The organism is Micromonospora siamensis (assembly GCF_900090305.1).
Taxonomy (GTDB): Bacteria; Actinomycetota; Actinomycetes; order Mycobacteriales; family Micromonosporaceae; genus Micromonospora; species Micromonospora siamensis.
Window position 1 is genome coordinate 2,264,599 of the sequence record NZ_LT607751.1, and the last position, 22,106, is coordinate 2,286,704.

At 73.0% G+C, this 22,106-nt stretch carries 24 protein-coding genes; 15 read left to right on the top strand and 9 right to left on the bottom strand.

Features of this window, described 5'->3' with window-relative positions; translation table 11 throughout:
• Positions 1-54 precede the first annotated feature (54 nt).
• A complete protein-coding gene (locus GA0074704_RS10425) occupies positions 55-1,605 on the top strand; it encodes an amino acid permease (protein WP_088970317.1) in 1,551 nt (516 codons plus the stop codon).
• Here the strand turns inward: GA0074704_RS10425 and GA0074704_RS10430 are convergent.
• From GA0074704_RS10430 to GA0074704_RS10450, 5 genes are read right to left on the bottom strand one after another with little or no spacing between them, the layout of a single operon-like run.
• Entirely contained in the window at positions 1,600-2,091 is a 492-nt protein-coding gene (locus tag GA0074704_RS10430; protein WP_088970318.1) for a YcxB family protein, read from the bottom strand. The genes GA0074704_RS10425 and GA0074704_RS10430 overlap by 6 nt on opposite strands.
• A gap of 48 nt (positions 2,092-2,139) precedes the next feature.
• Positions 2,140-2,745 carry a YdeI/OmpD-associated family protein gene (locus tag GA0074704_RS10435; protein ID WP_088970319.1) on the bottom strand — a complete coding sequence of 202 codons (606 nt, stop codon included), beginning with the start codon at positions 2,743-2,745 and terminating at the stop codon, positions 2,140-2,142.
• Between the two features lie 56 nt (positions 2,746-2,801).
• Positions 2,802-3,674, bottom strand: coding sequence for an alpha/beta fold hydrolase (locus tag GA0074704_RS10440; protein WP_088970320.1), 873 nt, complete (start codon positions 3,672-3,674; stop codon positions 2,802-2,804).
• A gap of 39 nt (positions 3,675-3,713) precedes the next feature.
• Entirely contained in the window at positions 3,714-4,688 is a 975-nt protein-coding gene (locus tag GA0074704_RS10445) for an NADP-dependent oxidoreductase (protein ID WP_231926810.1), read from the bottom strand.
• On the bottom strand, positions 4,685-5,902 hold the full coding sequence (locus GA0074704_RS10450; RefSeq protein ID WP_088970321.1) for an MFS transporter: 1,218 nt from the start codon (positions 5,900-5,902) through the stop codon (positions 4,685-4,687). Before GA0074704_RS10450 ends, GA0074704_RS10445 begins: the two co-directional genes overlap by 4 nt.
• 49 nt (positions 5,903-5,951) lie before the next feature.
• On the opposite strand from GA0074704_RS10450, the gene GA0074704_RS10455 reads away from it, so the two are divergent.
• Both GA0074704_RS10455 and GA0074704_RS10460 read left to right on the top strand, forming a co-directional pair.
• Positions 5,952-6,335: a MerR family transcriptional regulator gene (locus GA0074704_RS10455; protein ID WP_088973584.1), complete on the top strand. Its 384-nt coding sequence runs from the start codon at positions 5,952-5,954 to the stop codon at positions 6,333-6,335.
• Positions 6,336-6,346: 11 nt separating this feature from the next.
• Positions 6,347-6,997, top strand: a complete 651-nt coding sequence (locus GA0074704_RS10460) for an alpha/beta fold hydrolase (protein WP_088973585.1) — start codon at positions 6,347-6,349, stop codon at positions 6,995-6,997.
• 140 nt (positions 6,998-7,137) lie between these two features.
• Here GA0074704_RS10460 and GA0074704_RS10465 read toward each other — a convergent pair whose 3' ends face one another.
• Positions 7,138-7,575 carry a VOC family protein gene (locus tag GA0074704_RS10465; protein WP_088973586.1) on the bottom strand — a complete coding sequence of 146 codons (438 nt, stop codon included), beginning with the start codon at positions 7,573-7,575 and terminating at the stop codon, positions 7,138-7,140.
• A gap of 57 nt (positions 7,576-7,632) precedes the next feature.
• Entirely contained in the window at positions 7,633-8,211 is a 579-nt protein-coding gene (locus GA0074704_RS10470) for a GNAT family N-acetyltransferase (protein ID WP_088970322.1), read from the bottom strand.
• 134 nt (positions 8,212-8,345) lie between these two features.
• On the opposite strand from GA0074704_RS10470, the gene GA0074704_RS10475 reads away from it, so the two are divergent.
• From GA0074704_RS10475 to GA0074704_RS10485, 3 genes are read left to right on the top strand one after another with little or no spacing between them, the layout of a single operon-like run.
• Positions 8,346-8,708, top strand: coding sequence for an ArsR/SmtB family transcription factor (locus GA0074704_RS10475; protein ID WP_088970323.1), 363 nt, complete (start codon positions 8,346-8,348; stop codon positions 8,706-8,708).
• Complete coding sequence (locus GA0074704_RS10480; protein WP_088970324.1) at positions 8,705-9,187, top strand: SRPBCC family protein; 483 nt, start codon at positions 8,705-8,707, stop codon at positions 9,185-9,187. The genes GA0074704_RS10475 and GA0074704_RS10480 overlap by 4 nt, the downstream gene beginning before the upstream one ends.
• Positions 9,174-9,746, top strand: coding sequence for a TIGR03086 family metal-binding protein (locus tag GA0074704_RS10485; protein ID WP_088970325.1), 573 nt, complete (start codon positions 9,174-9,176; stop codon positions 9,744-9,746). The genes GA0074704_RS10480 and GA0074704_RS10485 overlap by 14 nt, the downstream gene beginning before the upstream one ends.
• Here the strand turns inward: GA0074704_RS10485 and GA0074704_RS10490 are convergent.
• Entirely contained in the window at positions 9,739-10,350 is a 612-nt protein-coding gene (locus GA0074704_RS10490; RefSeq protein ID WP_088970326.1) for an HIT family protein, read from the bottom strand. The genes GA0074704_RS10485 and GA0074704_RS10490 overlap by 8 nt on opposite strands.
• Before the next feature lie 59 nt (positions 10,351-10,409).
• Between GA0074704_RS10490 and GA0074704_RS10495 the strand changes: the two genes are divergently transcribed.
• From GA0074704_RS10495 to GA0074704_RS10525, 7 genes are all read left to right on the top strand, one after another.
• On the top strand, positions 10,410-11,048 hold the full coding sequence (locus tag GA0074704_RS10495; protein WP_088970327.1) for a class I SAM-dependent methyltransferase: 639 nt from the start codon (positions 10,410-10,412) through the stop codon (positions 11,046-11,048).
• 63 nt (positions 11,049-11,111) lie between these two features.
• Positions 11,112-11,702, top strand: coding sequence for a DinB family protein (locus GA0074704_RS10500; protein WP_088970328.1), 591 nt, complete (start codon positions 11,112-11,114; stop codon positions 11,700-11,702).
• A gap of 267 nt (positions 11,703-11,969) precedes the next feature.
• On the top strand, positions 11,970-13,334 hold the full coding sequence (locus GA0074704_RS10505; protein WP_088970329.1) for a glutamine synthetase family protein: 1,365 nt from the start codon (positions 11,970-11,972) through the stop codon (positions 13,332-13,334).
• A gap of 16 nt (positions 13,335-13,350) precedes the next feature.
• The gene (locus tag GA0074704_RS10510) at positions 13,351-14,706 is read left to right on the top strand and encodes an aldehyde dehydrogenase family protein (protein WP_088970330.1); all 1,356 of its coding nucleotides are present in this window, start codon (positions 13,351-13,353) and stop codon (positions 14,704-14,706) included.
• 5 nt (positions 14,707-14,711) lie between these two features.
• Positions 14,712-15,479 carry a 3-oxoacyl-ACP reductase gene (locus GA0074704_RS10515; RefSeq protein ID WP_088973587.1) on the top strand — a complete coding sequence of 256 codons (768 nt, stop codon included), beginning with the start codon at positions 14,712-14,714 and terminating at the stop codon, positions 15,477-15,479.
• Positions 15,476-16,231: a gamma-glutamyl-gamma-aminobutyrate hydrolase family protein gene (locus GA0074704_RS10520; protein WP_088970331.1), complete on the top strand. Its 756-nt coding sequence runs from the start codon at positions 15,476-15,478 to the stop codon at positions 16,229-16,231. Before GA0074704_RS10515 ends, GA0074704_RS10520 begins: the two co-directional genes overlap by 4 nt.
• 124 nt (positions 16,232-16,355) lie before the next feature.
• Complete coding sequence (locus tag GA0074704_RS10525) at positions 16,356-20,033, top strand: SpoIIE family protein phosphatase (protein ID WP_088970332.1); 3,678 nt, start codon at positions 16,356-16,358, stop codon at positions 20,031-20,033.
• Positions 20,034-20,040: 7 nt separating this feature from the next.
• Here GA0074704_RS10525 and GA0074704_RS10530 read toward each other — a convergent pair whose 3' ends face one another.
• A complete protein-coding gene (locus tag GA0074704_RS10530; RefSeq protein ID WP_088970333.1) occupies positions 20,041-20,385 on the bottom strand; it encodes an STAS domain-containing protein in 345 nt (114 codons plus the stop codon).
• A 64-nt stretch (positions 20,386-20,449) separates the two neighbouring features.
• Here GA0074704_RS10530 and map point away from each other — a divergent pair, with 64 nt between their 5' ends.
• Both map and GA0074704_RS10540 read left to right on the top strand, forming a co-directional pair.
• The gene (gene map / locus GA0074704_RS10535) at positions 20,450-21,307 is read left to right on the top strand and encodes a type I methionyl aminopeptidase (RefSeq protein ID WP_088973588.1); all 858 of its coding nucleotides are present in this window, start codon (positions 20,450-20,452) and stop codon (positions 21,305-21,307) included.
• A gap of 55 nt (positions 21,308-21,362) precedes the next feature.
• Positions 21,363-22,079 carry a VIT1/CCC1 transporter family protein gene (locus GA0074704_RS10540; RefSeq protein ID WP_088970334.1) on the top strand — a complete coding sequence of 239 codons (717 nt, stop codon included), beginning with the start codon at positions 21,363-21,365 and terminating at the stop codon, positions 22,077-22,079.
• Positions 22,080-22,106: the final 27 nt, after the last annotated feature.

Genomic DNA, 22,106 nt, shown 5'->3' on the forward strand with positions numbered 1-22,106 from the left:
GGCGGGAGCAGACTCGGGCCACTCGTACCGGGGACCACCTCCAGGAGGTGTGCAGTGGCCACGACGCCCGCGCCGACCGCCGAGCAACCGATGGACGACGACGCCCGACGGCTCGCCGAACTCGGTTACCGACAGGAGTTGCACCGCAAGTGGAGCGGCTTCTCCAACTTCGCCATCTCGTTCTCGATCATCTCGATCCTGGCCGGCTGCTTCACCACGTTCGGCCAGGCGTGGAACAACGGCGGCCCGGTCGCCATCTCCTGGGGCTGGCCGTTGATCTCACTGTTCATCCTGATCATCGGCTTCTGCCTGGCGGAGCTGGTGTCGGCGTACCCGACGGCGGGCGGGATCTACTGGTGGGCGGCGACCATGGGTCGCCCGGTGCACGGCTGGTTCACCGGCTGGCTCAACCTGATCGGCCTGGTGGCGGTCACCGCGTCGGTCGACTACGGCTGCGCCACCTTCCTCAACCTGACCCTGTCGGCGCTCTTCGACGGCTGGGCCGGGACACTCACCCAGACCTTCGGGCTCTTCGTCGTCATCCTGGCCCTGCACGGGCTGATCAACATCTTCGGGCACCGGATCATCGACGTACTCCAGAACGTCTCGGTCTGGTGGCACGTGGCCGGCGCGGCGGCCGTGGTGGCGATCCTGCTGCTGGTCCCGGACGACCACCAGAGCTTCCGCTTCGTGTTCACCGAGCGGTTCAACAACTCGGGCTTCGGCGACGGCGACACCGGCGGGCTGACCTTCTGGTTCTACGTCCTGCCGCTGGGCTTCCTGCTCACCCAGTACACGATCACCGGCTTCGACGCCTGCGCGCACGTCTCCGAGGAGACCCGGGGCGCCTCCAAGACCGCCGCCCAGGGGCTCTGGCGGTCGATCGCCTACTCCGCGGTCGGCGGCTGGATCCTGTTGCTGGCGTTCCTCTTCGCCGCCACCGACGTGGACGCGATCAACGACGCGGGCGGCTTCTCCGGGGCGATCTTCGAATCCGCGCTGACCCCGTTCTTCTTCAAGACGGTCATCATCATCTCGACGATCGGGCAGTTCTTCTGCGGGATGAGCTGCGTGACCTCGATGAGCCGGATGGCGTACGCGTTCAGCCGCGACCGGGCGGTGCCCGGCTGGCGGCTCTGGTCCAGGGTGGACCGCAACGGCACCCCGGTCAACGCCATCATCGGCGCGACCCTGGCCGGGCTGGTGCTCACTGTGCCCGCGCTGTACCAGTCCGGCGGCGTGCCGGTCGCCTTCTACGCGGTGGTCTCGGTGGCGGTGATCGGGCTCTACCTGTCCTTCCTGATCCCGATCTTCCTGCGGCTGCGGATGGGCGACCGGTTCGTCCCCGGGCCGTGGACGCTGGGCCGGCGCTACCAGTTGCTCGGCTGGATCGCGGTGATCGAGATTGTGGTCATCTCCGTCTACTTCGTGCTGCCGATCGTGCCGGCCGGGGTGCCCGGGCACGCCGACTTCAGCTGGACGGCGGTGAACTACGCGCCGCTGGCCGTGGGCGGGGTGCTGCTCGGGGTGGCGGTGTGGTGGTGGGCGTCGGCGCGGAGGTGGTTCACCGGACCGCGTCGTACCGTCGACGCCCCGCCGTCATGACGGGGTGTGCGGGAGCAGCCCACGCTCGGCCATGAAGGCGCGCAGCGTCTCGGCGTCCTCGGTGGACATCAGGTCGCGGGGGATCACGGTGGCCGGCATCCGGCCCACGTACACGATCCAGAAGCCGGGGGTGTCGCGGACCTCGGTGACCCCGTCCCAGGCGATGCCGCTGGACTCCGAGCCGCTGCGCATCATGATGTTGTGTTCGGTGATCTCGTAGCCGCCCTCGACGGCGTAGTCACCGGAGCGGCGCCGGGCGCGCCAGCGTACCCACGTCGGATAGAACATCGACAGCACGCCGGCCACGAGCAGCGTCGTCCACAGCGACGAGAACCGGCCGCCGGGCGCGAACGCGAAGCCGACGACGCCGGCCGCGGCCAGTGCCGCGCCGATCCGGGCGAACCGGCGCAACCGGACGGCGCTGAGAGCGGCGGCCACCCGGCCCGGATAGGCGGGATCGGCGGGTACGTCGAAACGGATCTGCACGCCGCAACGGTAGTGCCCGCGCCGCGCCCCGGGTGGCGAAGGTGCCGACTACGGCGTCTGTGCGGGTCGGGCCTTCTGCGGGTGGATGGTCTCCTGGCGGGCCAGCATGGCGACGAACTCGGCGATCTTCCGTTCCCGGGTCTCGGCCCGCTTGACGGCGTTGAGGCGGTGGATGAGGGAGAACCGGTTGGTCCTGGTGAGTACGTCGAACATGGCCTGGGCGGCCGGGTTCGCGGCGATGGCGGCCAGGAGATCCGCCGGCACCACCGCCTCCGACGGCGGCGCGTAGGCCGCCGCCCACCGCCCGTCCGCCTTGGCGGCCTCCACCGCGGCCCGGCCCGCCGGCCGCATCCGGCCCTGCTCCTCCAGCCGGGCCACGTGGGTGACGTTGCGCTGGGACCAGGAGCTGCCGGGCCGGCGGGGGGTGAACCGGATCCAGGAGGTCTCCTCGTCCCGCTTGCGGGCCTGCCCGTCGATCCAGCCGAAGCACAGCGCCTCGTCGACCGCCTGCTGCCAGGTCAGCGTGGTGACCGTGCCACCCTTCTTCGTCAGGGCCAGCCACACTCCGGGGGAGGTGGCGTGGTTGGCCGACAGCCAGTCGCGCAGCGCGGCGGCGTCCGCGACGATCAACTCATCCAGCTCGGCGCTCGGCATGACGGCAGGCTATCGCCACCCCACGACAGCGGAGCGACGGACGGGTGCGGGTGGTGTCAGCTGTGCTGGTCCACGACCTGGCGCAGCCTGGCCGCGAAGGCCTCCGGCTGGCCCGGGTAGCCCGAGTCGGCCCCGAGGAACCCGCCGTGGTGGCTGGGGAACACCGTCGTCTCCTGTCCGAGCAGCGCCGCCATGGCCGCCGCCGTACGCGCGGTGAAGGTGCCGGCGGACTCCTCACCGACGGCTATCACGATGCGGGTCGGCGCGGCGGTCAGGGCGTCGACCCAGGGGTGGTAACCGCTGACAGTCCGGGACCGGTCGGAGAGCAGCGGATCGTCCCGGGAGCCGTCGTCCTCGCGGGGCATGCCGAACTGGGTCGGGTCCGGCACGGGCGCGGCGAAGTACTCCTCGGTGAACTCGCCCGGCCACGACGTCATGGCGATGAAGGCGGCCATGCCGGCGTTTGCCCCGCCGGCCTGGTAGGCGCTCCGGACGCGGCCGAAGGCCCGCTCGGCGGCCTCGGCGTCCGGGAGCACGGGGATCAGTGGCGGCTCGTGCGCCACCAGGGTGCTCACGTCGTGCGGATGCGCCGTCACCAGCGCCAGTGCGGTCACCGCACCACCGCTGCTGGCGAACATCTCCACCGGTCCGCCGCCGAGCGCCTCGACGAGGGCGTGGACGTCGGTCGCCTGGACCTCGGGATCGTGGTCGTCCCGGCCGTCCTTGCGGACGCTGCGGCCGAGGCCGCGGGGGTCGTACGTGACCACAGTGCGGTCGGGCAGCTGCGCGGCCAGGGCGGCGAAGCCGTCGGCGGTCATCGGCTGCGCGATCAGGAACAGCGGTGGCCGCCCGTCGACGGTGGGCAGCGGGCCGCGCACGTCGTACACGATGTCGGCGCCGGCGGTCTCCAGGATGTGCGTCCTCGTCATGACCGGGTCGACTTCTCCGGGACGCGGAACTCATCGCCCTCATCCGAAAATCCGCGCAGGCTGGGGCGGCGGGATCGTCACGACCAGCTTGCCGGTGACCCGGCCGCTGTCCGAGTGGGCGTGCGCGGCCGCCAGGTCCGACAGCGGATAGGTCCGCTGCACGTGGACGGTGAGCCGGCCGGCGTCCACGAGGTCGCGCACCACGTCGAGGGGGCGGACGGTCCGCACCTCGCCCAGCCACCGGTACCGCCGGCCCCGCAGGTCGGCCTCCTCCCCGGTCACGCCCGGGTCGAGGGTCGCGCCGATCAGCAGGCCGCCCGGCCGCAGACAGTCCAGGGACCGCCGCCCGTACCCGCCGCCGACCAGGTCGAGCACGACGTCGACCTCCCCCGCCACGGTGCGGAAGTCCACCCTGGTGTAGTCGACCGGCTCGTGCACCCCGAGGCGGCGCAGGAACGCATGGTGCACGGCCCGGCCCGTGCCGATGACGTACGCGCCCCGGTGCCGGGCGAGCTGCACGGCGAGGTGGCCGACGCCGCCGGCCGCGGCGTGGACCAGGATCCGCTGGCCGGCGCGCAGGTCGGCGTACTCGACGACGGCGGCGAGCGCGGTACGCGCCGCGACCGGCAGTGCCGCCGCGGCCACGTGGTCCACGGATCGCGGTTTGGTGGCCAGGGCCGCCTCGGGCACCGAGACGTACTCGGCGTAGGTGCCGATGAAGTGGATGCCGTAGACCTCGTCGCCGGCGCGGAACCGGCCACCCGGATCGGCCTGCACGACGGTGCCGGAGAGGTCCGAGCCGAGCACCAGCGGCGGCGGCCCGAGCTCCGGTACGAGGCCGCGCCGGATCTTCGTCTCCCCGTGGTTGACCGACGCCGCGTGCACCCGCACCAGGACGTGGCCGGCCGCGCGCACCGGTCGGGGAATCCGGACGGTACGCAGCACCTCCGGGCCGCCGAACCGTTCGACGACACCGGCGCGGATCAGGTCGGGCAGGGGCGCGCTGGTCGTCACGGCCGTACCCCGCCGGCCGTGGCGGCGTCGGCGCGGCTGTCCCGGCGGCCGGTGACCAGGAGCCAGCCGGTGGCGACGGCGATGGTGGCGGCGGCGACGGCGGGCAGGGCTTGGGCCTGCCAACGGTCGAGCACCTCCCCGCCGAGCGTCGCCCCGCCCGCGATACCGAGGTTGAGCACGGTGATGCCGATCGCCCCGGAGACCGCTTCCCGGCCGGGTGGGGCGATCCGCAGCAGGTGGGTCTGGAAGACCGGTGGCAGCAGGCCGATGAGCACACCCCAGCCGGCGACGACGACGATCGCCACGGCGAGGTGCGCGGCGAGCAGCAGTAGCGCGGCGGCGGCAGCGGCCAGGCCGGCGCAGATCCAGCTGAGCGCCTGCCGTGGGTACCGGTCGGAGAGCGCCCCGGCCCCGGCGGTGCCGGCCACCCCGGCCACCCCGAAGACGAGCAGCAGCAGGCCGGTGGTGGTGACGTCGTAGCCACCGAACTGGCGCAACAGCGGCGCGATGTAGGTGTAGAGCAGGAAGTGTCCGGTGAGGACGAGACCGCCGGCGAGCGCCACGGCGAGCACGGCCCGCAGCGCCGGGTCCGGGCCGTCCCGTCGTACGGCCGGCCCGGTCGCGTCGGGCAGCGGCAGGCTCGCGATGCCCAGGGCCGCCACCGCGAGCAGACCGGCGAGCGCGGCGACGCAGACCCGCCAGCCGAGCGCGGCGCCGACGGTGGCGCCGGCCGGGATGCCGACGATTCCGGCCAGCGCCGGGCCGGCCAGCACCACGGAGACCGCCCGGCCGACCCGCGCCGGCGGGACGAGCATGGCCACCAGGGGCACGAGCAGGGACCAGAAGAGACCGTGCGCGACGGCGGCGGTGATCCGGCCGGTGAGGGCCCAGCCGTACGAGGGGGCGAGGGCGGTGCCGGCGGTCGCCAGGGCGAGCAGCAGCAGGACGCCGGGGACGAGCCGTCGGCGGGGCGTCCGGCTGGTCAGCCGGGTCAGCGGGACGCTGGCGACGGCGATCGTCAACGCCCACGCCCCGACCAGCCGCCCGGCGGCGGCAGGGGTGACGTCGAGGTCGTCGCCGATCTGGAGCAGCAGGCTCGCCGGCAGCAGTTCGGTGGTCACGGTGGCGAAGGCGGCGCCGGCGAGCAGCAGGAGCGTCCGCCAGGGCAGGCGGTACGCCACCTCCTCGACGGTCGCGGTGGGTTGAGGGCTCATGGCGGGAACCGTAAAGTCTCACACTGATGTGAGAGTCAAGGAGCGGCGGATGCGGATCGGTGAGCTGTCCCGGCGTACCCGGATCCCGGTACGGATGCTGAGGTACTACGAGGAGCGCGGGCTGCTGACGCCGCAGCGCACCGCGAGCGGCTACCGGACGTACCAGGAGTCGGATGTCGGGCGGGCGACGCTGGTCAGCAGCCTGGTCAGGTCGGGGCTGCCCACCAGGCTGATCCTGCCGCTGCTCGCCGACCTGCGGTCTGAGCCGGCGGAGGCGACCGACGCCGCCGACCGGGACGAGTTGGTCGACCTGTTCGCCGCCGAGTTCGCGCGGCTCGACAGCCAGGTCCGGTGTCTGAGCCTCAGCCGCGACGTCGTCGAGCGGCACCTGCGCCGGTTGCGCGCCGCCCGGGGCTGTCATACCCCTGTGTGAGGCTGCGGTGCATGGCCACTTTCGTTCTGATCCACGGAGGCGGGGGCAGCGCCTGGGACTGGCACCTGCTGGCCGCCGAGCTGACCGCCCGCGGGCACGACGTGGTCGTGCCGGAGCTGCCCATCGACGACGAGGCGGCGGGGTTGACCGAGTTCCGCGACACGGTCGTCGAGGCGATCGGCAACCGCCGCGACCTGGTGGTCGTCGGCCAGTCGTACGGCGCGTTCACCGCGCCTCTGGTCGCCGACCGGCTGCCGGTGCGGCTGCTGGTCCTGCTCACCCCGATGATCCCGCGACCGGGCGAGAAGCCGGGGGACTGGTGGGACGCCACCGGCTACCGCGGTCCGGAGGGGCTCAGCGAGGAGGAGCAGTTCTACACCGGCGTGCCGGCCGAGCTGGTCGCGCAGGCCCCGGCGCACGTCCGCCAGCAGGTCAGCGCGGAGTGGGACGAACCGTGGCCGCTGGCCGCCTGGCCGGACGTGCCGACGAAGGTGCTCATCGCCCGCGACGACAGGTTCTTCCCGGCCGACTTCCTGCGCGGGGTGGCCGCCGACCGGCTCGGCCTCGTGCCGGACGAGGTCGACGGCGGCCACACCGTGGCGCTCAGCCACCCGCGTCAGCTCGCCGACCGGCTCACCGGCTACCTGACCGGTGACTCCTAGGGGCGAGCGGCTGGGCCGGCCCGTCACTACGGTGCGGAGGATGGACGGTTCTCATCCGCCGGTGGCCGGCATCGTGCACGAGGTGCCCGGCTCGACCGGGCCGGCTTTCGGGACGCCGCCGCGCCGGCCCGCCGCAGGCCCTAGTCGAGGCAGAACTCGTTGCCCTCGACGTCCTGCATGACCAGGCAGGACTCGTTCTCCTCGTCGGCGAGCATGAGTCGTACGCGCCTCGCGCCGATGGCTTCCAGGCGGGCGGATTCGGACTCGAGCACGGCCAGGCGCTCCTCGCCCACCAACCCGGTGACCACCCGGACGTCAAGGTGCAGCCGGTTCTTGGTGACCTTGCTCTCCGGGACGCGCTGGAAGTACAGGCGGGGGCCGGCTCCGGTGGGGTCCTGGGCCACCGCCCAGGCCCCGCGCTGCTCCTGCGGCAGCGTGAGCTCGTAGTCGTCCCAGGAGTCGAACCCCTCCGGCGACGGCGGCGGGACGTACCCGAGCGCCGCACACCAGAAGCGGGCGACGCGCCGGGGGTCGGCGCAGTCGAAGGTGATCTGGACCTGCTTGATCGGGCTAGCCATGGCGCCACCGTAGGTGAAGATCCTTTGCCGTCGCCAGATCATTTCGGAGTGCCGGTCTCAGCCCGGCTGACTCAGCCGCTTCATCGGCTCGGCGCCGGCCCGGAGCGGCTCGACGGTCGGGATGACCCGGCGGCGGTAGCGGACCTCGACGTAGGGGAAGCCCCGGGAGTCGTCGGTCTTCCGCGAGCCGTCGGCGCGCCAGCCGTCGGCCTCGTAGAAGCGTCGGGCGCGGTCGTTCGTCTCCAGCACCCACAGGACGAGCTCCCGGTAGCCGGCGTTCGCCAGCCGGCGCACCCCGGCCGCCATCAGGAGCCGGCCGGCGCCCCGTCCCCAGTGCTCCGGCAGCAGATAGAGGGCCTGGATCTCGCCCACCAGGTCGGGATCCGTGTCGGGGTCGCGGCTCGGTGAGACGTTGACCAACCCGATCACGCCGTCGGTGTCGTGGACGAGCACCAGGGTGCCGGCCGGTGGACGGTCCTCGCGGATCCAGTCCCGCCAGCCCTGCCGGCGCTGGGTCGGGTCCAGCTGGTCGAGGTAGTCCTGCGGGACCTTGCCCCGGTACGCCTCCTGCCAGCTGCGGATGTGGACGACGGCCAGTGCCTCGGCGTCCCGCTCGGTGGCGGTTCGGACGATCATGCCCCGACACGATGCCAGGTCCTGCTCTCGTCGTCGTCCCGAAAAGCCGCTGGCTGGGCTTTCAACATTCTGGTTGACAGCGCCGGGCGGCGCGAATACGGTCCTTTTCAACCGAATGGTAGAAAGTGGGGGAGATGGCGGTGGACACCCTGTCGCGGGTCTTCGCGGCGCTCGCGGACCCGACCAGGCGGGACATGGTGGCCCGGCTCGCATCCGGGGACGCCACCGTGGGCCAGCTCGCCGAGCCCTACCCGATGACCCTCCAGGCGATCTACAAGCACCTCAAGGTGCTGGAGGACGCCGGCGTGGTGAGCCGACCGGCGGGGCCGCAGCCCCGACCGGTGCGGCTGGAGGCGGAGGTCTTCGACCTGATGGACACGTGGATCGAGCGCTACCGGCGCGAGGCCGAGGCACGCTACCGCCGCCTCGACGCCGTGCTGGCGCGGATGGACCAGGACCCGGCCAACGACCGGACCGAGGAGGAAGGCGCGGCATGAGCACCAGCAAACAGGCCACCATCGAGGCCGACCCCAAGCTGCCGATCATCCGGATCAGCCGGGAGTTCGACGCCACCCCCGCGCAGCTGTTCCGGGCGCACACCGACCCGCAGCTGTTCGCCCAGTGGATCGGCCCCGACCGGATGGCCAACCGGATCGAGGAGTGGGACGCCCGCCCGGGCGGCAGCTGGCGCTACGTCGCCACCCGCGACGGCCAGGAGTACGCGTTCCGCGGCTGCTTCCACGACGTACGACCGGACCGGATCGTGCAGACGTTCACCTTCGAGGGGCAACCCGACGGCGTGGCGCTGGAGACGCTCTGGTTCGACGACCTCGGCGACGGCCGTACGCTGCTGCGCACCCAGTCGCTGGTCGACAGCTTCGAGGCCCGGGACGCGTGGCTGGCCAGCGGCATGGAGACCGGGGTCGACCAGGGCTACGCCAAACTCGACGGGATGCTCGCCGATGGCACTGTCTGAACACCCCGCGCAGCGGCACCGGCAGGTCAGCGGCGCCTTCACCGACCGGGTCCGGGGCGTCCGGGCGTGGGACGTCCCCGCACCTGTCCCGGGGTGGACCGCCCGCGACGTCGTACGCCATCTGGTCGAGTGGTTGCCGCCGTTCCTGGCCGGCGGCGCCGGCGTGCGGCTGCCCGCCGGGCCGTCGGTCGACGACGACCCGGTGGCCGCGTGGCAGGTGCACTGCGAAGGCGTTCAGGCCCTGCTCGACGATCCGGCCACCGCCGGTCGCCTGCTGACGGACCGGCACGTCGGCGAACTGCCGCTGGACCGGGCGATCGACCAGTTCTACACCAGCGACGTGTTCATGCACACCTGGGACCTGGCCCGCGCCACCGGCCAGGACGAACGTCTCGACCAGGATTTCTGCGCGCAGCTGCTGGCCGGCATGGAGCCGATGGAGGAGCTGATCCGCTCCTCCGGGCAGTACGGTCCCCGGGTGCCGGTGAAGGAGGACGCCGACCCGCAGACCCGGCTGCTGGGCTTCATCGGCCGCGATCCGGCCGCCCGGGTCAGCTAGCCGGCGACCGCCGGCCACCGTGCGAGGCGACCAGGGCGTCGGCCACGATCGCGGCGTCCGCCTCGGCGACGTCGGCGGGATATTCCGGCAGCAGGTCGTCCCAGACGGGCAGCCACGAACCGAAGAACTGGGCCTGGCCCTCGGGCCGGGCGAAGAACCAGATGTGCAGGTGGGCCGCCCCGTCGCCGACGCGGTAGACGTGGGCGCGGGAGATGTGCGGCAGGGCCTGCACGTGGCGGGCGATGCGGGTGGTCAGCAGCCCCAGCTCGGCGGCGAGCTCGTCCGGCAGGTCCGCCAGGTCGTGGTGGTCCAGGGGGTAGAGCATCAGCACCAGCGGGACACCCACCCCCGCAACCCGCGCCAGCCGCCACCGGTCGTTGAACCAGATGCCCTTGTCGCGGCCCCGGCACGGCCCGCAGTCCGCCGGGTCCTCGCCGTGCCGGGCGCCCTCGGGCAGCACCGGCGGGCGCAGCGGCGTGACCCTCAGCCCCTGCTGCTCGAACGGGCTGATCTCCCAGGCCGTCATCCGGGCCAGGGGAAGCCGCCGCTCGTCGTCCGCGGCGGAGAGCGCGTGCTGGTGGAACTCTTCGGGACTCAAGGCCATGCCGGGCAGGCTAGTACGACCAAGATCTCTTCGTTGCCCCGCCGACTAGGGTGCGGTGCATGGGCGACCGTGACTGGCTCGACGACACCCGCACCTCCTACGACACCGTGGCGGCGAGCTACGCCGACCTGCTGCGCGACGCGCTCGCCGACGCACCGTTCGAGCGGGGCGTCCTCGGGCTCTTCGCCGAGCTGGTCCGGGCCCAGGGGATCGGGGAGGTGGCCGACGTCGGCTGCGGTCCGGGCCGGCTCACCGCGTACCTGCACGGCCTCGGACTGGACGCGTTCGGCGTGGACCTGTCGCCCGCGATGGTCGACGTGGCCCGGCGGGACCACCCGGACCTGCGGTTCGAGGTGGGCTCCATGACCCGCCTGGAGATCGCCGACGGGAGCCTGAGCGGGCTGCTGGCCTGGTTCTCGCTGATCCACGTCCCCGACGAGGAGGTGCCGGCGGTCCTCGCCGAGTTCCGCCGGGTGCTGCGACCCGGCGGGGTGGCGCTGCTCGGCTTCTTCGCCGGTGACGGCAGCAGGCTGAAGACGCAGGGCTACGGCGGCCACCCCATGCACGTGTACGTCCACCGCCGTCCGCCGGCCCGGGTGGCGGCCTGGCTGGAGGCCGCCGGGCTCACCGTCGACGCGGAGATGACGCACCGGCCGTCCCCGGACGTCGAGGGCGGGTTCGTCTTCGCCCACCGCTGACGCCCTCGGTCCCGCCCTGTCGCGGGACCACGGGCGAGGGGCGGTTGGGGAAGACTGGCGGCCATGGCAGACATGACCGATCCGAAGACCGCACTGCTCCACTACCTCCGTGGGAACCGCGACGACCTCATCGCCAAGCTGGACGGGCTGACCGAACGCGAGGCCCGGCTCCCCGGCACCCCGACGGGCACCAACCTGCTGGGCATCGTCAAGCACTGCCTGAACGTCGAGGCCGGCTACTTCGGACCGACCTTCGGGCGTCGCTTCCCCACGCCCGAGGAACTGGTCAGCGACGAGGAGTTCGAGGCCGACCCGCAGGCGGACTGGTACGCCCGGGAGGACGAGACCAAGGACGGGCTGATCGACCTGTACCGCCGGGTCGCGGCATTCGCGGACGAGACGATCGAGCAGCTGCCGCTGGACGCGCCGGGGCAGGTGCCGTGGTGGCGGCCGGGTTCACCGCCGGTGACCCTGCACCGGGTCATCGTCCACGTGATCACCGACGTCGCCCGGCACGCCGGTCACGCCGACATCGTGCGCGAGCAGCGCGACGGCGCGGTCGGCTGGCAGGGCGCGAACGGCAGCCTCCCGGACGGCTACGACTGGCCGGCGTACGTGGCGCGGCTGACGAAGCTCGCGGACCGGTTCAGCTGACGGCAGGGTGACGCGGGACCCTGGTGAAGGCACGGCGGCGACGAGGATGCGTCGGCGGTCGTGCCGACGGTGTTGAGCAGTGCACATCGCGCTCCTCCCCATCATGACCTGGCGCCTCCGTTGGCGCCCGACCCGTCTCGCCCGCTTGCCATCGACGAACATCAAGAGAAGAAGTGCGCGGCGTCGATCGGGTTTGCCGACGTGTCGACCAGGGGCATTGACGGTGATCGGGTCCGGCCAGTAGACCTTGGTGATGGAGGCGCACCCATGAGGAAAGCTCCGCTCACGCTGGAACAGCTCCGCGTCGCCGTCGCCGAGGGCGAGATCGACACGGTGGTGCTGGCCCTGACCGACATGCAGGGCCGTCTGCAGGGCAAACGCATCCACGCGCCGTACTTCCTCGACCAGGTGGTCGCCAACGGCAGCGAGGGCTGCAACTACCTGCTCGCCGTCGACGTCGACATGAACACCGTCGACGGGTACGCGATGTCCAGCTGGGAACGCGGCTACGGCGACTTCGCCATGAAGCCCGACTTCGCCACGCTGCGCCGCACGCCCTGGCAACCGGGCAGCGCGCTGGTCCTGGCCGACCTGGAGTGGCTGGACGGCTCCGGTCCGGTGGTCGCCTCGCCCCGGCAGATCCTGCGCCGGCAGCTCGACCGGCTCGCCGCCCACGGGCTGACCGCGTACGCGGGCACCGAGCTGGAGTTCGTCCTCTACCGCGACTCGTACGAGGACGCCTGGCGGCGCGGCTACCGGGACCTCACCCCGGCCAACCAGTACAACGTCGACTACTCGCTGCTCGGCACCGCCCGGGTGGAGCCGCTGCTGCGGCGCATTCGCACCGAGATGGCCGGCGCGGGGCTCACCCCGGAGAGCGCCAAGGGGGAGTGCAACCTCGGTCAGCACGAGATCGCCTTCCGGTACGACGAGGCGGTGGCCTGCGCCGACCACCACGTCATCTACAAGAACGGGGCCAAGGAGATCGCCGCCCAGGAGGGCATGTCGATCACCTTCATGGCCAAGCCGAACGCCCGCGAGGGCAACTCCTGCCACATCCACTTCTCGCTGCGCGACGCCGACGGCCGCTCGGCGATGCTCGGCGACGGGCCGGCGCACCTGTCGGTCACGGGGCAGCGGGTGCTGGCCGGGCTGCTCGCCTCGATGCGCGAGTTCAGCCTCCTGTTCGCGCCGAACATCAACTCCTACAAGCGCTACCAGCCGGGTTCCTTCGCGCCCACCGCGCTGCGCTGGGGCACCGACAACCGCACCTGCGCCCTGCGCCTGGTCGGCCACGGCCAGGGGATGCGGGTGGAGAACCGGGTGCCCGGGGCGGACGTGAATCCCTACCTGGCGATCGCGGCGCTGGTCGCCGGGGCGGTGCACGGCATCGAGGCGGAGCTGGAGCTGGCCGACGAGTGCACCGGCAACGCGTACGACGACCCGGCCGCCGAGCGGGTCCCGGCCACCCTGCGCGACGCCCTCACCCTCTGGGAGGGCTCGTCGGTGGCCCGGGAGGCGTTCGGCGACGAGGTGGCCGCCCACTACGCCAACCAGGCGAAGGTCGAGCTGGCCGCGTTCGACGCCGCCGTGACCGACTGGGAACTGGTCCGTGGCTTCGAACGCCTCTGACCGGCAGGCTGGGCACATGACGAACGTGGTGGACCCGGCGACGGGCACGGTGCTGACCGAGGTCGCGGCGACGTCGGCGGCCCAGACGGACGCGGCGATCGAGCGGGCGGCCCGGGCGTACGAGTCGTGGCGGCACGTCGCGCCGGGGGACCGGGCGCGACTGCTGCGACGGTTCGCCGCCGTGGTCGACGACCACCGGGAGGAGCTGGCCTGGCTGGAGGTGCGCAACTCCGGGCACACCATCGGCAACGCCCGGTGGGAGGCCGGCAACGTCCGGGACGTGCTCGACTACTACGCGGGCGCGCCGGAGCGGCTGACCGGCCGGCAGATCCCGGTGCCGGGCGGGCTGGACGTCACCTTCCACGAGCCGCTCGGCGTGGTCGGGGTGATCGTGCCGTGGAACTTCCCGATGCCGATCGCCGGCTGGGGGTTCGCCCCCGCGCTGGCCGCGGGCAACACGGTGGTGCTCAAGCCCGCCGAGCTGACCCCGCTCACCGCCCTGCGCCTGGCCGAGCTGGCCCTCGACGCGGGCCTGCCGGAGGGCGTGTTCACCGTGCTGCCCGGCAGTGGCAGCGTGGTCGGCGAGCGGTTCGTCACCCATCCGGCGGTGCGTAAGGTCTGCTTCACCGGCTCCACCGAGGTCGGGACCCGGATCATGGCCGGCTGCGCCGAGCAGGTGAAGCGGGTGACGCTGGAGCTGGGCGGCAAGTCGGCCAACCTGGTCTTCGCCGACGCCGACCTGGAGCGGGCCGCCGCCACCGCGCCGTACGCGGTCTTCGACAACGCCGGCCAGGACTGCTGCGCCCGCTCGCGGATCCTGGTGCAACGCCCGGTGTACGACCGCTTCCTGGAACTGCTCGAACCGGCCGTCCGCGCCTTCCGGGTGCAGGACCCGGCCACCGAGAACGCCGAGATGGGCCCGCTGATCTCCGCCGGCCACCGGGACCGGGTCGCCGGCTACGTCGACGGGTCGAAGGTCGCCTTCACCGGCAGCCGCCCCGACGGGCCCGGCTTCTGGTACCCGCCGACCGTGCTGCTCGCCGACTCCCCGGCCGACCGGCACTGGCGGGAGGAGGTCTTCGGCCCGGTGGTGTCGGTGCTGCCGTTCGACGACGAGGCCGACGCGGTCCGGCTGGCCAACGACACCGAGTACGGCCTCTCCGGCTCGATCTGGACCCGGGACGTCGGTCGGGCGCTGCGGCTGGCCCGGGCGGTGGAGTCGGGCAACCTCAGCGTCAACTCGCACTCCTCGGTGCGCTACTGGACGCCGTTCGGCGGGATGAAGCGCTCCGGCCTCGGCCGTGAGCTGGGCCCGGACGCGCTGCACGCCTTCACCGACGTCAAGAACGTGTTCATCAGCACCGAGGAGTGAACAGCATGCAGGGACGACTGACGGACCGGGTCGCCGTGGTCACCGGGGCGGGCAGCGGGATCGGCCTGGCGACCGTACGCCGGTTCGCCGCCGAGGGGGCGACGGTGGTCTGCGTCGACATCGACGCCGAGGCGGGGAAGCGGGCCGCCGACGAGGTGGCCGGCGACTTCGTCGCCTGCGACGTGGCCGACGAGGCGTCGGTCCGGGACCTCTTCGACGGGGTGGTCGACCGGCACGGGCGGGTGGACGTGGCGTTCAACAACGCCGGCATCTCCCCGCCGGACGACGACTCGATCCTGGAGACCGGGCTGGACGCCTGGGAGCGGGTGCTCCGGGTCAACACCACGAGCGTCTATCTCTGCTGCAAGCACGCCATCCCGCACATGCGGCGGCAGGGGAAGGGCTCGATCATCAACACCGCCTCGTTCGTGGCGTTGATGGGCGCGGCCACCTCGCAGATCGCGTACACGGCGAGCAAGGGCGGGGTGCTGGCGATGACCCGGGAGCTGGGCGTGCAGTTCGCTCGGGAGGGGATCCGGGTCAACGCGCTCTGTCCCGGTCCGGTCGCCACCCCGCTGCTGCTGGAGCTGTTCGCCAAGGACCCCGAGCGGGCCGCCCGCCGGCTGGTGCACGTGCCGATGGGCCGGTTCGGCCGGCCGGAGGAGATCGCCGCCGCGGTGGCCTTCCTGGCCAGCGACGACTCCTCCTTCATGACCGCCAGCCAGTTCGTGGTCGACGGCGGGATCACCGGGGCGTACGTGACCCCCCTATGACCAGGCCGGTGATCGGGGTCACCGCGTACGTCGAGCCGGCCGGCTGGGCGGTCTGGCGGGACGTGCCCGCGGTGCTGGTGCCGCAGGCGTACACCCGGGCGGTCACCGCAGCCGGCGGCCGGGCGGTGGTGCTGCCCCCGGACGACGTGGACGCCCACGTGGTGGAGCTGCTCGACGGGCTGCTCGTGGCCGGCGGCGCCGACGTCGGTCCGGAGCGGTACGGCCAGCCGCCCGACCCGCGCACCGAGTCCCGGCCGGACCGGGACGCCGGCGAGCTGACCCTGCTCACCGCGGCGCTCGCCGCCGACCTGCCGGTGCTCGGCGTGTGCCGGGGGATGCAACTGCTCGCCGTCGCGGCCGGCGGGGCGCTGCACCAGCACCTGCCCGACGTGGTGGGCCACGACCGGCACCGCCCGGCACCCGGCCGGTACGGCAGCCACGGCGTCCGGTTCGCTCCGGGCAGTCTCGCCGCCGCGGTGATGGGCGAGGTGGACCGGGTCAACTCCTACCACCACCAGGCGGTCGCCGACCCGGGCCGGCTCACCGTGACCGGCTGGGCGGACGACGGGGTGATCGAGGCGGTCGAGGATTCCGGCCGCCGGTTCGTCCTCGGGGTGCAGTGGCATCCGGAGAACGAGCCCGATCCACGCCCGGTGACCGCCCTGGTACGCGCCGCTCGCTCCGACGCGCTCTCACCACACCCGTTCCCACCTGCCCGGGAGCCGCCGGCCCGGCCGGTGACGCCGAAGTGAGGCGCAGGTAACCAGCGCGCACCCGACTGAATGCGTTACGTTGCTGGTCCGTCGGGGTACATGGGCGGACGCGGCGAGCGGATCATCCTTGCTCGCCGTCGACGAGGCCGGAGCGGGAGGCTGCATGAGCTCGGCCCTGGGGGGCGCGGACGGGGGACGACTGTCCCCGGAGGCCGGCCGGTCCGGCGCTGCCACGCTCCCGCCGCTGCTCACCGCCGCCTTCGCCGCCGGTGGCGAGATGGGGCGGCGGCTGGCCGACCTCGACTGGTCCGGCACCCCGATGGGTCACCCCGCCGACTGGTCCTCCGCGCTGCGGCACGCGGTGAGCATGATGCTCGGCTCGCGGGCGCAGATCGCCATGTTCTGGGGCGACGAGCACCGCGCCTTCTACAACGACGCCTACCTGCCCACGATCGGCACCAAGCACCCGCAGGCGATCGGGCAGCCCGCCCGCGAACACTGGCCGGAGACCTGGGACGTACTGGAGCCGCTGCTGGAGGGAGTGCACCGCACCGGCGAGCCCTACCGTGGCCAGGACCACCCCTTCGTCATCTACCGGCACGGCTTCCTGGAGGACGTCTTCTTCGACGTCTCCTACGACCCCGTCCGCGACGACGACGGCACCATCACCGGGGTCTTCTGCCTGGTGACGGAGACCACCGGTCGGGTCGTCGGCGAGCGCCGGCTGCGCGCCCTCGCCGAGCTCGGCTCCGAGCTCGGCGACGCGGTCAGCAGCGAGGAGCTGGGCCGGGCCGCCGCCCGGGTCCTCGACGGCCATCGCGCCGACGTGCCGTTCGCGCTGTTCTACCTGCGGGACGCCGACGGCGGGCTGACCCTGGCCGGTCGCAGCGGTGTCACCGACGGTCAGGTCGTTTCGCAGCCACCGGCCGTCGTGGACGACGTCGCCGCCGGCCGGGTCGACGGCGGCACCGTGGCGGTGGCCGACCTGGTCGGCGACCTCCCGCCGGACGCCGCCGCGCAGGCGGTCGTGGTGCCGGTCACCGCGACCAGTGCACCGGCCGGGGCACTGGTGCTCGGCGTCTCCCGCCGGCTGCCGTTCACCAACGAGTACCGCAACTTCCACGAGCTGGTCGCGGCACAGGTCTCCCGGGCCGTCGGCCGGCAGCAGGCGTACGAGCAGGAGATGGCCCGGGCCGCGGAACTGGCCGCCCTGGACCGGGCCAAGACCAACTTCTTCGCCAACGTCAGCCACGAGTTCCGCACCCCGCTGACCCTGGTCCTCGGCCCGCTGGAGGACATGCTGGCCGATCCGCAGCTCCCGCCGCAGCTGACCGACCGGTTGGCCATGATGCACCGCAACGCGCTGCGGCTGCTGAAGCTGGTCAACACCGTCCTCGACTTCTCCCGGCTGGAGTCGGGCCGGCTGGCCGCCCGCTACCGCCCGACCGACCTGGCCGACTACTCCGCCCGGCTGGCCAGCACCTTCCGCTCGGCCACCGAGCGGGCCGGGCTGCGCCTGGTGGTGGACTGCCCGCCGCTGCCCGCGCCCGTCTTCGTCGACCGGGACATGTGGGAGAAGATCGTCCTCAACCTGGTCTCCAACGCCGTGAAGTTCACCTTCGACGGCGAGATCCGGGTCCGGGTCCGGGCGGTGGACGGCACCGCCCGGCTGGAGGTCAGCGACACCGGCGTCGGCATCGCCGCCGACGAGCTGCCGCACGTCTTCGAACGGTTCCACCGGGTGGCGGGCGTCCGGTCGCGTACCCACGAGGGCACCGGCATCGGGCTGGCGCTGGTCCGTGAGCTGGTCGAGATGCACGGCGGCCGGGTCGAGGCGCACAGTCAGGTGGAGCGGGGCAGCACGTTCACGGTGACGGTGCCGTTCGGCTCCGGCCACCTGCCGCCCGACCGGGTGGAAGCCGGCGCCGAGGTGGCCCTGGCCGAGCCGGAGCAGGCCCGGCTCTGGGTCGCCGAGACGGCGCTGTGGACCGACGGCGACACCCACACCATGGAGTCCTCCCGGCCGGGGGACGCGGCCGGCGGGTCCGGCCGGATCCTGCTCGCCGACGACAACGCCGACCTGCGCGAGCACGTCACCCGGCTGCTCGCCCCCTCGTACGAGGTGGTCGCCGTACCGGACGGCCTGGAGGCGCTGCGGCTGGCCGTCGAGTCCCCGTTCGACCTGGTGCTGACCGACGTGATGATGCCCCGGCTGGACGGGTTCGGCCTGGTCACCGCGCTGCGCGCCGACCCGGGCACCCGGCACGTGCCGATCGTGCTGCTCTCCGCCCGGGCCGGTTCCGCCGAGGCGGTCGCCGGCCTGGCCGTGGGCGCCGACGACTACCTCACCAAGCCGTTCTCCGGGCAGGAGCTGATCGCCCGGGTCCGGGCCAACGTGGAGCTGGGCCAGCTGCGCGGGCAGATCATCCGCCGGCTCAGCGGGCTGGCCGACGCCGCCGTCGCGGTGAACACCGCCCGGTCCACGACCGAGGTGGTGCGGGTGGCCGCCCAGCACGCCCTGCACCTCGCCGAGGCCGCCCGGGTCGTGGTCACCGCGACCGGGGCGCGGCACGAGGCGGACGCCGGCGGCGACAGCGGCGCCGAACCGTCGTTCGTGCTGCCGCTGACCGGGACCACCGGCGAGCGGCTGGGCGAGCTGCGGGTGTGGCGCCGCGACGGTGACGGCACCGAGCAGGCCGCCCTCACCCAGCTCGCCCGCCTGGTCGGGGTGCGGCTGGAGAACGCCCAGCTCTACGAGGCCGAGCACCGCATCGCCACCACGTTGCAGCACAGCCTGCTGCCCCGCACACTCCCGCAGCTGCCCGGCGCGGTGGTCGCCAGCCGCTACCTCCCCGGCAGCGCCGACGTCGAGGTCGGCGGCGACTGGTACGACGTGATCGGCCTGGACGACGACGAGCTGGTGCTGGTCATCGGCGACGTGGTCGGCAAGGGCGTGCGCGCGGCCGCGGCCATGGGCCAGCTGCGCAACGCGCTGCGCGCGTACGTGATGGAGGGCTTCGACCCCGGCCTGTCGCTGACCCGGTTGAACCGGCTGGTCGGCTCCACCGAGAGCCGCTCCTTCGCCACCGTGGTCTGCCTGCACTTCAGCCCCCGCACCGGCCGGCTGCGCTACGCCAGCGCCGGGCATCCGTCCCCCCTGCTGATCCGAGGAGACGACGTGGTGTTCCTGCACGACCGTGCGCTCGGGCCGCCCGTCGGGGCGATTCCGGACGCGACGTACCGGACCGTGCAGGCGGAGCTGACTCCGGGCAGCCGGCTGCTGCTCTACACCGACGGCCTGATCGAGGACCGGCGGCTCGGCATCGACGCCGCCCTGGACCAGCTGCGGGTCGACGCCGCCATCCCCGCCGAGCACGTGGCGGACGTGGTCGACGCCGTCGTCGAGCGGGTCGCCGGGCGGCCCCGGCACGACGACGTGGCGGTGCTCGCCCTGGAGGCGGCCGAGCTCAACCGGTTCGCGCTGCGGCTGCCCGCCGACCCGACCCGGTTGAGCGTGCTGCGCAAGCGGCTGGAGGACTTCCTCACGGCTCACCACGTCGGTGAGACGGACCTGTTCGACCTCACCGTCGCGGTCTCCGAGGCGGCGGCGAACGCCATCGAGCATCCGGTCGAGCCGACCGAGCCGACCATCGACGTCGAGGTGCGGCTCGAGGACCGCACCGTGGTGGCCACCGTCACCGACAGCGGCCGGTGGCGGGAGTCGACCGGCGCCGGGTTCCGGGGACGCGGACTGTCGTTGATCCGGGCGCTGGGTGAGTTGTCCGTGACCCGCACCGGGCGGGGCACCGAGGTGACGTTGCGCCGGCGCCTGGCGGACTGAGCGGGGGCTAGAGCGGGCGCAGCCACTTCTGGTCGCCGAGACCGGAGATCTCCAGCACCCGGCCGACCTGGCGGGAGGGCAGGACGTCCAGCCGGTCCGGGAAGCGTTCGGCGAGCCGCACCACCGCGTGGATCGCGGCCGAGTCGAAGAAGGTCACCGCCCGCAGGTCGAGCAGGACGTGCCCGGCCGGCTCGCGCAGGGCGCTCTGAAGCATCGCGTCGGCAGTCGCCATGTCGACCTCGCCGGTCACCACCACCCGGAGCCGGTCGCCGTCCCGCTCCGAGCTGACGGAGAAGACGGGAGTTTCGCCCCCTAGATCCACGCTGAAACAATGGCACAGGCGTTCTGCCACGGCAACAACCCGGCCGGGTCGACGGTGGCGGGGGTCACGCGGGGCCCGGCGATAGGCTGTGGGCATGACCGTCCGTCCGCCGCTGACCCCGGGCACGCTGTCTGCGTGGCGACCGGTGCCCGCGCACATCCGCCGCCCCGAGTACGTGGGGAAGAAGAGCCCCCAGGAGTGGCGCGGCTCGCACGTGCAGACGCCCGGGACGATCGAGCGGATGCGGGTCGCCGGCCGCCTCGCGGCGCAGGCCACCCAGCTCGCCGGTGAGCACGCCAAGCCCGGGGTGACCACGGACGAGATCGACCGGGTGGTGCACGAGTTCCTCTGCGACCACGACGCCTACCCGTCGACGTTGGGTTACCGGGGCTTCCCGAAGTCCTGCTGCACCAGCCTCAACGAGGTCATCTGCCATGGCATCCCGGACTCGACGGTCCTGCAGGACGGCGACATCCTCAACGTGGACGTCACGGCGTACCTCGACGGGGTGCACGGGGACACCAACGCGACGTTCCTCGTTGGCGAGGTGGGCGAGGAGGCCCGGCTGCTGGTGGAGCGGACCCGCGAGGCCACCATGCGGGGGATCAGGGCGGTCCGGCCGGGCCGGCAGATCAACGTGATCGGTCGGGTCATCGAGTCGTACGCCAAGCGGTTCGGCTACGGGGTGGTACGCGACTTCACCGGTCACGGCATCGGCGAGTCCTTCCACAGCGGCCTCTACGTGCCGCACTACGACAGCCCGCGGCCGACCGACGTGATGGAGCCGGGCATGACGTTCACCATCGAGCCGATGATCACCCTCGGCACCTACCAGTACGACATGTGGGACGACGGCTGGACGGTCGTCACCAAGGACCGGCGCTGGACGGCCCAGTTCGAGCACACCGTCGTCGTGACCGACGACGGCCACGAGATCCTGACCCTGCCGTGAGCGCGAGGAACACAGCGAAGCGGAGTCCCGCAGTCGCGAACGAAAGGCAGGCCCCGTGACCGACACCCCGGCGGCGCTGCGCGAGGCGCACCACGCGGACGTGTCCGGCGGCTGGCTGCGGCCGGCCGTGTTCGGCGCGATGGACGGCCTGGTCACCAACATCGCCCTGATCGCCGGCGTGGGCGGCGGCGGGGTCTCGCCGCGCAGCGTCGTGCTGACCGGCGCGGCCGGCCTGGTCGCCGGCGCCATCTCGATGGGGCTGGGCGAGTACACCAGCGTCCGGTCGGCCAACGAGCAGGTGGCCGCCGAGGTGGCCAAGGAGCGCCGGGAGCTGGAACGGCACCCGGAGGCGGAGGCCCGCGAGCTGGCCGACGCGTGGGTGGCCCGGGGCCTGCCCCGGGACCTGGCCATGCAGGTCGCCGACGCGGTCCGGCGCAACCCCGAGGAGGCGCTGCGGGTGCACGTCCGCGAGGAGTTGGGCGTCGACCCGGACGAGCAGCCCAGCCCCTGGGCCGCGGCGGTGTCGTCGTTCGTCTGCTTCTCCATCGGGGCGCTGGTGCCGCTGCTGACCTACCTGCTCGGCTTCACCAGCCTCTGGCTGGCGCTCGCCGTGGGCGGGGTCGGGCTCTTCCTGGCCGGGGCGATCGTCGCCCGCTTCACCTACCGGCCCTGGTGGTCCAGCGGCCTGCGGCAGCTGCTGCTGGGCGCGGCCGCGGCCGGCGCGACGTATCTGGTGGGCTCCCTGATCGGCATCCAGGGCGGGCTGGGCTGACGAGGCCGCCCGGCCGGCGCGCGCCGG

What these genes read in the sequence shown, in the direction of transcription:
- GA0074704_RS10435 (WP_088970319.1), bottom strand. Translation starts at nt 2,745, where the DNA reads ATGCCGAGCGCCGAGCTGGATGAGTTGATCGTCGCGGACGCCGCCGCG.
- GA0074704_RS10440 (WP_088970320.1), bottom strand. Translation starts at nt 3,674, where the DNA reads ATGACGAGGACGCACATCCTGGAGACCGCCGGCGCCGACATCGTGTAC.
- GA0074704_RS10450 (WP_088970321.1), bottom strand. Translation starts at nt 5,902, where the DNA reads ATGAGCCCTCAACCCACCGCGACCGTCGAGGAGGTGGCGTACCGCCTG.
- GA0074704_RS10455 (WP_088973584.1), top strand. Translation starts at nt 5,952, where the DNA reads ATGCGGATCGGTGAGCTGTCCCGGCGTACCCGGATCCCGGTACGGATG.
- GA0074704_RS10460 (WP_088973585.1), top strand. Translation starts at nt 6,347, where the DNA reads ATGGCCACTTTCGTTCTGATCCACGGAGGCGGGGGCAGCGCCTGGGAC.
- GA0074704_RS10465 (WP_088973586.1), bottom strand. Translation starts at nt 7,575, where the DNA reads ATGGCTAGCCCGATCAAGCAGGTCCAGATCACCTTCGACTGCGCCGAC.
- GA0074704_RS10470 (WP_088970322.1), bottom strand. Translation starts at nt 8,211, where the DNA reads ATGATCGTCCGAACCGCCACCGAGCGGGACGCCGAGGCACTGGCCGTC.
- GA0074704_RS10475 (WP_088970323.1), top strand. Translation starts at nt 8,346, where the DNA reads ATGGCGGTGGACACCCTGTCGCGGGTCTTCGCGGCGCTCGCGGACCCG.
- GA0074704_RS10480 (WP_088970324.1), top strand. Translation starts at nt 8,705, where the DNA reads ATGAGCACCAGCAAACAGGCCACCATCGAGGCCGACCCCAAGCTGCCG.
- GA0074704_RS10485 (WP_088970325.1), top strand. Translation starts at nt 9,174, where the DNA reads ATGGCACTGTCTGAACACCCCGCGCAGCGGCACCGGCAGGTCAGCGGC.
- GA0074704_RS10490 (WP_088970326.1), bottom strand. Translation starts at nt 10,350, where the DNA reads ATGGCCTTGAGTCCCGAAGAGTTCCACCAGCACGCGCTCTCCGCCGCG.
- GA0074704_RS10495 (WP_088970327.1), top strand. Translation starts at nt 10,410, where the DNA reads ATGGGCGACCGTGACTGGCTCGACGACACCCGCACCTCCTACGACACC.
- GA0074704_RS10500 (WP_088970328.1), top strand. Translation starts at nt 11,112, where the DNA reads ATGGCAGACATGACCGATCCGAAGACCGCACTGCTCCACTACCTCCGT.
- GA0074704_RS10505 (WP_088970329.1), top strand. Translation starts at nt 11,970, where the DNA reads ATGAGGAAAGCTCCGCTCACGCTGGAACAGCTCCGCGTCGCCGTCGCC.
- GA0074704_RS10510 (WP_088970330.1), top strand. Translation starts at nt 13,351, where the DNA reads ATGACGAACGTGGTGGACCCGGCGACGGGCACGGTGCTGACCGAGGTC.
- GA0074704_RS10515 (WP_088973587.1), top strand. Translation starts at nt 14,712, where the DNA reads ATGCAGGGACGACTGACGGACCGGGTCGCCGTGGTCACCGGGGCGGGC.
- GA0074704_RS10520 (WP_088970331.1), top strand. Translation starts at nt 15,476, where the DNA reads ATGACCAGGCCGGTGATCGGGGTCACCGCGTACGTCGAGCCGGCCGGC.
- GA0074704_RS10525 (WP_088970332.1), top strand. Translation starts at nt 16,356, where the DNA reads ATGAGCTCGGCCCTGGGGGGCGCGGACGGGGGACGACTGTCCCCGGAG.
- map (WP_088973588.1), top strand. Translation starts at nt 20,450, where the DNA reads ATGACCGTCCGTCCGCCGCTGACCCCGGGCACGCTGTCTGCGTGGCGA.